At 31.8% G+C, this 7,513-nt stretch carries 10 protein-coding genes; all 10 read right to left on the reverse strand.

Annotation, left to right across the window (positions count from 1 at the left end; translation table 11 throughout):
• Nucleotides 1-61: 61 nt before the first annotated feature.
• The 10 genes from ACRDEC_RS11340 to ACRDEC_RS11385 all read right to left on the reverse strand — a co-directional run bounded on the left by ACRDEC_RS11340 (nucleotide 62) and on the right by ACRDEC_RS11385 (nucleotide 7,352).
• Complete coding sequence (locus ACRDEC_RS11340; protein WP_431498458.1) at nucleotides 62-571, reverse strand: VOC family protein; 510 nt, start codon at nucleotides 569-571, stop codon at nucleotides 62-64.
• Nucleotides 564-767: a hypothetical protein gene (locus ACRDEC_RS11345; protein ID WP_431498459.1), complete on the reverse strand. Its 204-nt coding sequence runs from the start codon at nucleotides 765-767 to the stop codon at nucleotides 564-566. Before ACRDEC_RS11345 ends, ACRDEC_RS11340 begins: the two co-directional genes overlap by 8 nt.
• A 65-nt stretch (nucleotides 768-832) precedes the next feature.
• A complete protein-coding gene (locus tag ACRDEC_RS11350; protein ID WP_431498460.1) occupies nucleotides 833-1,414 on the reverse strand; it encodes a hypothetical protein in 582 nt (193 codons plus the stop codon).
• Nucleotides 1,415-1,635: 221 nt separating this feature from the next.
• Complete coding sequence (locus ACRDEC_RS11355) at nucleotides 1,636-2,223, reverse strand: hypothetical protein (protein ID WP_431498461.1); 588 nt, start codon at nucleotides 2,221-2,223, stop codon at nucleotides 1,636-1,638.
• A 164-nt stretch (nucleotides 2,224-2,387) separates the two neighbouring features.
• A complete protein-coding gene (locus ACRDEC_RS11360; protein WP_431498462.1) occupies nucleotides 2,388-2,810 on the reverse strand; it encodes a DUF1801 domain-containing protein in 423 nt (140 codons plus the stop codon).
• Nucleotides 2,811-2,877: 67 nt separating this feature from the next.
• Nucleotides 2,878-3,183, reverse strand: a complete 306-nt coding sequence (locus ACRDEC_RS11365) for a hypothetical protein (protein WP_431498463.1) — start codon at nucleotides 3,181-3,183, stop codon at nucleotides 2,878-2,880.
• Between the two features lie 9 nt (nucleotides 3,184-3,192).
• Nucleotides 3,193-4,842 carry a serine hydrolase domain-containing protein gene (locus ACRDEC_RS11370; protein ID WP_431498464.1) on the reverse strand — a complete coding sequence of 550 codons (1,650 nt, stop codon included), beginning with the start codon at nucleotides 4,840-4,842 and terminating at the stop codon, nucleotides 3,193-3,195.
• Between the two features lie 71 nt (nucleotides 4,843-4,913).
• On the reverse strand, nucleotides 4,914-6,035 hold the full coding sequence (locus ACRDEC_RS11375; protein WP_431498465.1) for a lactonase family protein: 1,122 nt from the start codon (nucleotides 6,033-6,035) through the stop codon (nucleotides 4,914-4,916).
• Nucleotides 6,036-6,238: 203 nt separating this feature from the next.
• Nucleotides 6,239-6,784, reverse strand: a complete 546-nt coding sequence (locus tag ACRDEC_RS11380) for a YcxB family protein (RefSeq protein WP_431498466.1) — start codon at nucleotides 6,782-6,784, stop codon at nucleotides 6,239-6,241.
• A 178-nt stretch (nucleotides 6,785-6,962) separates the two neighbouring features.
• The gene (locus tag ACRDEC_RS11385; RefSeq protein WP_431498467.1) at nucleotides 6,963-7,352 is read right to left on the reverse strand and encodes a surface-adhesin E family protein; all 390 of its coding nucleotides are present in this window, start codon (nucleotides 7,350-7,352) and stop codon (nucleotides 6,963-6,965) included.
• Between the last annotated feature and the right edge of the window lie 161 nt (nucleotides 7,353-7,513).

Here is a 7,513-nt window from a genome sequence, read left to right on the forward strand (position 1 = left end):
ATCTTAATGCTCAAATTACGAAGTGTTGGTTTAACCTTTGGTTGTAAATCACTATTTAGAATTACTCCATTTCAATTTTCATTTTCTCAACTGCAGCTTCACCTTCTTCGGTAATTCCCATTATTTCGGTAAAGACACCAATCTCATTTCTTGTGTCAAAAAATACAATTTTAGCAATAGGTGTATCGAAACTGCTGACAACAGTGAAACCATTATTTTCAAAGTCGGAAATTACTTTATCCAAATTTGCAACTGGAGTGCTGTAGGCAATATGTTGAACTCCGCCCGTTGGATTATTGTCTATATAATCCTTAAAAATACTCTTCCCGGAAAGGGGTTGAATGAGTTCAATAAACGTCCCTCCAGAATAAGTCATTGCGACAAGATTTTCCGCATCGGATGGTTCTCCATAATAAGTTCCGTCATACTCTTTAAAACGAGTCGTAAATGTCGGACTGAAATTGGCAACGCCAAGCATTTTCTGAAAGAAGTTTTTTGATTTTTCTACATCTTTTACTACCCATGCAATTTGAGTCGGTATTAATCCGGATATTTCCTGTATCTTATCCATAAGATTGATTTTTTTGATAATGCAATTCTGAATTGGATTCCGTAGCATGATCTATAGTGTGATGAAAATTAATTTTATCATCAACCAATAATAATTTCTTTCTGTTAAAGATAGTGCTTTTTGGTGAAGACCCAAACGTAGCAGACAAGCGTAACAAACCGGTGTTAGAATTTAGAGGAGTGATTTTGACATGCATTCTCTCTTTTTATTTTGGGATGGTATTTTTCTTCTTTCTGTTTAAAGTTAGCCAAAAAAAAAATTTCAAATCCGATTATTGATTGGTTCTATTTCTAAATTTTTTGTTTCTTTTCTGTATAAAAGCAGCACTAATCCAGATGCAAAGACAACACAACTTAGCAACATTAAAATGCCATTATTCCAGATAAAATAGGAAAGCCCAACAAAAGGCCCGCCTATTATGACCATTAGCGAACTTATTGGATTTGATTTGATAAAATTCAAAGCATGGGTTACAAGACCTAGAAATAGTAAAGAAGGGCCAACTATGACAAAAGGGTATAAAATTAATGGTGTATTGCTTATTTGCTCTCTTAATTCATTTCTGCCAATGTCATTACTTCCAAAACTCCACATAACAAAGTCAATGGTACAAAGTCCAATATGGGAAACAACTCCTAAAGCTGTTAAAACAGAAGCCACAGAATTAATCTTATTTTTAGGAAATACATCATTAAAAGAAATTAGTAATACTGCTCCAATCAAATTAAACCAATGGGCTAAATCGATATTTTTTTGAGCATTCAAAGATACTTGAGAAAAAAACACGTAACTCGTAACGAAAAAAAGCAGTCCGATTAAACAGAGTGTTTTTGGCTTGATCATATCTTTAATTTTTAAAGTTCTTTTTCATTTATATTGTTTAATCCGAAATAAATGCTGCACGACGTTCCTCCGGCTTCATGAAGTTGGGGATTCTTTATTACTGATACTTACAAATATACCGAAAAGATTAAAAGAATAAATTTAAAAAATAGGAGAGGAGCATAAATACCGACCCTTTCGGATATTAACTAAAGACCACTTGCTGGAAACCGCTGCTAACGCTACTTTTCAAAATATTGAATCATTAAAATTATCCCATAAATCCAAAAATTGTAAAGAACTGTATAGCTGAAACCATAAAACAAACTTTTAAGATAATCACCTTTACATTCGGCTGATTTTTTGAATACCAATCTCAAAGCTCTGAAAAAAATCCAGTAAAGCATTGCAATGAAAATCAAAACTGTAATCCATAAAATTGCTCCAAAAAACCAAAATAAATAACTGATTATAAAAGCGGCTATAAGCCAGAAAATAAAACTCATTATTATTCCCACAACTCCATCTCCAATGTCTGGAACATCCGAATTGGCATCTAAAACAACATCCTTTAGTTTCTCTATTTTCTTTGAATCAAATCTATCCGTTATTTTTCCAAGATTGTCTTTTAGTTTTATGCCTTTGTAAAGACCAATTGATATAAAAAGAAGAAAAGTTCCGGATAAAATAGTTGTAGATAAATACGAATTCTCAATAATGGTTCTATGAGTTCCAAGACCAAAGAACCAAACGGATAAAACTGTTAAAGCCATTACCATTAAAGTAATTATAAATACATTTTTGGAATTAAGGATCCTGAATTTTTTCATTTTTATGCACAAAGTTGAGATGACTGCAGTTAATGCTCCGTGCCTTCGCGAGGTTGGAGACTAAATGAAGATTTATATTTCGGTTGGTTGCTATTTCAAATACAAAACCTTATAAAAAAGCCTTGAAATCTAACTTTTGCAAAACTCTTGTTGTCAATACTATTTTATTTATGTTCAATTCTATATTGTATTGCCGCTTTAAGCACATTAATATTTATATCTTTTAGTGTTTTAAATTTAATACAATAGCCACTCACGCTAGCCTTGCCTAGTTTTTCTCCGTACGTCTGGGCTAAGTATGTTTTATCTTTGAGGCCAAGGATATAGACAGAGATTCCGGTTGTGTTTGCACTCATGCCAATTTGATAAAACTCTCTAGTTGTCCCATCAGCATATTTCATAGTCTGAAACCCGTAGCCTATATTAGGATTGGATACAGTTTTATTTTCACTGTTTTTACCATCAAGGAACCATAATTTACATGCTGGCATTACTTGCAGAATGGCACTGTGCAATTCTAGCATGTCACTTTGTTTTGGCTCAGGCTGACTGGTAATATATTTTCTGATTTGTTCTTGTACGTCCATATAAAATTATTTGTTGCTTATTGGTTTCAAAACCAACGTTTGCGAAATCCTTGTTATGACACAGCTTTTATTCTTTTAAAACTTCTTGAATGATTTGTTTAAAAGTTGCAACCCAATCTAAACCTAATTCAGTTGAAAGTCTGGAAATTTGACCAAGCCAACCAGTATTTCTATACTCAATGTTGTATTTTCGACTTACTATTTCGCTAATTTTCTGTGTTATTATATTTTTATTTTGTTTGTCAATTTCATAACCAGTCAGAAAACTCACAATATTATTTTTGTCTATTTGAGACATAAACATCCCTGTTTTTTCGATAAAAAAAATGAGAAATTCTTTTTCCTCGATATTCAGATTTTCATTTTCTTCCATTTTGCTGGTTTAGAATTTTGATACTATCGGTATTAAATAGTCCTGCATAATTTTGTCAACTTGTTTTTCTCCATAAGGAGTATTATAGGCCGTCGAAGTAATTACAATTACAATAGGCTGGTTTTTGAAAATAAAAATTCTATTTCCGCCATTACCGCTCGAATAGTAAACTTCATAGTCAGCGGCATTTACTTTGTACGTTTTATTCCAAAACAGATAACCGTAATACTCGTTTTCTGAAATTGTCATTTGGTGTGATAAACTCTTTGCTACCCAATCTTGTGATAGGATTTGTTGACCATTCCAAACTCCTTGATTTTTGTATAATTGCCCAAATTTTGCATAGTCTAACGAACTTAATTGCAAACTACCGGCTGTATTAGCTACTTTTTGAGGAGTAAACTGCCATTTGTATTTTGTGATGCCAAGTGGATGAAACAAGTTTTTGGCAGCATATTTCTCTAAACCACCCGGAACAGATTTGTGAATGACGTCGCCCAAAACGACAACGCCGGCAGTAAAGTAATCCCACTGCTTGCCAGCTGTTTTTGTTTTGTCAACTGGGAGGTTTAATGTGAAGTCAACCCAATTGTTTGTAGGATACATATTTTCCTCATGACCAGGTGAATCTTGGTTTATATCAGAACCGTCAAAAGGAGAACTCATTGTAAGCAAGCTTTGTAAAGTAATACTATCTTTTGAAGAAGAATAATTTTGAAAGGTTTTCAGATTGTAAAAGTCTTTTAAAGTTTGTGTTTCGTCTTTTATATAACCTTCTTTGATTGCGATACCTAACATAGTGGATGCAAATGATTTTCCAACTGACCTTGTATCGTGAAGCGTATTTCTGGTTGCGCCGTTAAAATACTCTTCAATTAGGATTTTTTTATCTTTTATTACGACAACACTTGTTATGTTTTTATACGTTTGCGTTGCGATTTTTCGGTTCAGTTCTTCAATTTTAGCGGAATTTATTTTCTCTGTTGAAATCTGCCAGTCTTTAAGTGGTTTTATGGTCTGAACTTTAACAAGTTTTTCATCGATTTTTATTTCCGGGACTATGATTTTTATTTGTCCTTCGGCAATGATATTACCAATCAGCACTTCAGTTAGTTTTAGGTAAGGTCTGATTTCAATTTTAAGAAGATGTTCCCCATTTGTTAATGCTTCTTGTCCTCCGTTCGTTAAAAATCTATTCCAAAGAAATCTGCCCCAAGAATCTTCATTGGTTGAACTTATTAACGGAATTCTAAAAACGGTTCTTTGATTTTTACTATCAGCACTTCCTGCCCCGACATTTAGATTTTCAGCATAAATCTTTTTGTCATCAATAAAGAATGTAAATTGATAATTTCCATTTTTAGTTAATTCGTCAGCAATTGATTGAGATGAAAGTAAATGAAGAGAATTTGTCAGAGAATTTCCTAAAAAAACCCGAATGTTAAGGTCGGTTTTCTCTTTAAAATCAAATGAGGTAAGAAAATCAGATTGTTTGAAAGTCTCAATTGGAATAGTCTGCCCCATAAAAGCAATTTTTCCAATGTTTGCCTTGTGAATAGGATAAATTATACTGTCACTTTTTACCAAATTGATTGTCTGTCCGAACAGGTTAAATGTTGTTAGAAAAATTGCGGTTAAAATAGCAAGCTGTTTCATCATATTTCTGTTCTTTAATGTTTGTGCTGTCGGGTTGTGCAACAGCTACCGCTGTTAACTGCCGTATTTGTTTCTTAGTATCTTTTTATTTGTACACAAGAAACGTTTTTTATTTTAAGTTCTTTACCAACTTTTTTCAATAATCCAGTTTCAATATTCCGTTTAAACACAAATACATTTCCAGTTACTACGTTTGTTACAATAAGAAATTTTCCAGTTTCATCGATTGTAAATGTCCGTGGATGTTCTCCTAAAGTTGATTGATATCCAATTGCTTTTAATTTTCCGTCATTTTGAATTGCAAATATGGCAATGTTATTTTCTTCCCCACGATTTGACGCATACAAATATCGCCCGTCTGGCGAAATGTGAATGTCAGAACTTTCAAAATCTTCTTTATATTTTTCTGTGTGAGTATTTATTCTTTGAATACTATCTAATTTTCCATTTTCATATTTATAAGCATTTACAGTTCCAGTTAATTCTTCAATACAATATGCAAATTTTTCGTTTGGATGAAAAGTAAAATGTCTTGGTCCACTTCCTAAAGTTGTTTTCGTAAATGGTTTTTCTGCAATTTGCAGAGGCTCGCTTTTTTCGTTTTCAAATTTGTAACATCTAATTTTGTCTGCTCCTAAATCAGGCAAAAAAACATAGTCAAAGTTTGGTGAGAAAACTGTAGAGTGAATATGTGAACGATTTTGTCTTTCTGGATTTATGCTTCCTTCTGAAAATTGAAAGTTTTGAGTAATTGGATTTATTGTTCCGTTTTTAGAAATTGGATAAACCGAAACGCTACCTTCTGTATAGTTTCCATTAATTAGCCATTTTCCACTTTTGTGAACCGCTACATAAACTGGATTTTCTCCACCACTTTTCTGACTGTTTATAAATGTCAGTGATTTATTTTCTGGGTTAAACTCAAAACTGCTTACACTTCCAGCATTTGGAGTTTTACTTTCTGTACACGCGAAAAGATACTTTTCGTTTGGCGATAAAGTTAGAAACGATGGATTTATAAAGCCTTTTACAGTTGTTATTTTTGATAATTTTCCGTGAATTGTGTCTAATTGATAAACATAAATTCCTTCAGTTGTTTTGTCATGATTAAATGAACCAAAAAAGACGTAAGTATTTTGCGAATAAAGATTTATACAGGCAAAAAATGTTATGATTAATAGTATTCTCTTTTTCAATTTCTTTTTTAGCGGTTTTTTTAGGTAATATGACAGTTAACGTCCCGGCGCTTGGCGATGGTTGCGAGGTTCGGAACTTTTTATTTTCTGTTAAAGATAAAATTTCTTGCGAAATGTGAACATGAATTTACTACAAAATTCGCAATCTCGCCAAACGCCTGTTAACCGCTGGTTTTGTTTTAAATATTTGTTGAATTAATTTTTCATTTCCATTTCCAATCCAATTCAATATTTTGTTTAACATTATAATTTTCCGCAATATTATTGAGTTCAACTTTCAATTCTTTTAAATTCCCAACTTTTAATTTAGGTATTATTAAACTTCCACCAGTTTTCAATTTTAGAAAAAAGTAATTTTCAATTTCATTAAATTCTTCGAATGCTGAATATTTTAATTTGGTTTCAGAATTAGAATCATTAGTTAAAAATTCACTTTCTAATAACTCAATTTTTGCATTTTCACCGAATCTGTTTTTATAGGTGTCTTTAATAAATTTTTGATAATGATTTCTATAATGATTTCGAAGATAAAATGGATAAAATATTAAAGTAATAAATCCAACTATTAAAAAACTATAGAAAGTTACTTTTTCTTCTTTTTTTAAAAACAACAGACTTAAAATGAAGAATGTTAAAGTTACAAATAACCAACTTTTTCTTCTTTGCATTTTTATTCTTTCTGTTTTTGATGCAGTATATAACTGATGTTGCAAAAAATCGTTTTCATTTAAGTTGTATTCTAATTTCATATTTGTTGTTTTCTATATTCTTGATTCTGCGGTAAACTTGCAGTTAACGTTCCGCGGCTTGGCGCTGTGGCGACTTTTCACGGTTTAAGTGTAAATATATGGAATTAACCTTTTAGTAATTTCCGGCTTAGAAAAATAAAACCAGCCATAGCGCTAAACCGCTGTTAGCAGGAGTATTTTATTCTGATTCACAAAATTGGTTAAGCAATCCTTCGCCAACTGAGTCTGGATTGACATAATTCATTTCAACGAGGACTTCATTTTGTTTAAAAGTCTGTAGCATTTTCCCGTCTTTAGAGTATACCGTTGACTGGATGATTCCCAATTGTTTTGAATTACAATCAAATTTCCAAAGAACCATTTGATAACCATCCACTATTTTCTCTTTTTGAGATGCTTTGTTTGGATAATATTTTGTTTTTTCTGATACAATTTTTATCCATGCAGTATCGTATGTGTTGGGTTTATAATAGTATTCTCCATTTTCTTGATCGAATAAAAGCTTCCAATCTTGCGAATAACTAAATGAAAATGTAAAAAGCGATAATAATAGTAAAATCTTTTTCATGATGTTTATAGTTAAGTTGTCTGAATATTTCTGCTAACTCTCAAATATACGCAACTCTCACAAAATGATATAAAAAAGATACTATCATTGCCGAACAGACGAAGTAAATCCGCCTTTACTTTGTCTTTGATAAAAAATGGTTACCTTTTTCAAAGGAAAGC

The sequence above is a fragment of the Flavobacterium sp. genome, from assembly GCF_050696275.1.
Lineage (GTDB): Bacteria > Bacteroidota > Bacteroidia > Flavobacteriales > Flavobacteriaceae > Flavobacterium.

Excerpts from the sequence above, each read along its gene's own strand:
- ACRDEC_RS11340 (WP_431498458.1), bottom strand. The coding sequence starts at position 571 with ATGGATAAGATACAGGAAATATCCGGATTAATACCGACTCAAATTGCA.
- ACRDEC_RS11345 (WP_431498459.1), bottom strand. The coding sequence starts at position 767 with ATGCATGTCAAAATCACTCCTCTAAATTCTAACACCGGTTTGTTACGC.
- ACRDEC_RS11350 (WP_431498460.1), bottom strand. The coding sequence starts at position 1,414 with ATGATCAAGCCAAAAACACTCTGTTTAATCGGACTGCTTTTTTTCGTT.
- ACRDEC_RS11355 (WP_431498461.1), bottom strand. The coding sequence starts at position 2,223 with ATGAAAAAATTCAGGATCCTTAATTCCAAAAATGTATTTATAATTACT.
- ACRDEC_RS11360 (WP_431498462.1), bottom strand. The coding sequence starts at position 2,810 with ATGGACGTACAAGAACAAATCAGAAAATATATTACCAGTCAGCCTGAG.
- ACRDEC_RS11365 (WP_431498463.1), bottom strand. The coding sequence starts at position 3,183 with ATGGAAGAAAATGAAAATCTGAATATCGAGGAAAAAGAATTTCTCATT.
- ACRDEC_RS11370 (WP_431498464.1), bottom strand. The coding sequence starts at position 4,842 with ATGATGAAACAGCTTGCTATTTTAACCGCAATTTTTCTAACAACATTT.
- ACRDEC_RS11380 (WP_431498466.1), bottom strand. The coding sequence starts at position 6,784 with ATGAAATTAGAATACAACTTAAATGAAAACGATTTTTTGCAACATCAG.
- ACRDEC_RS11385 (WP_431498467.1), bottom strand. The coding sequence starts at position 7,352 with ATGAAAAAGATTTTACTATTATTATCGCTTTTTACATTTTCATTTAGT.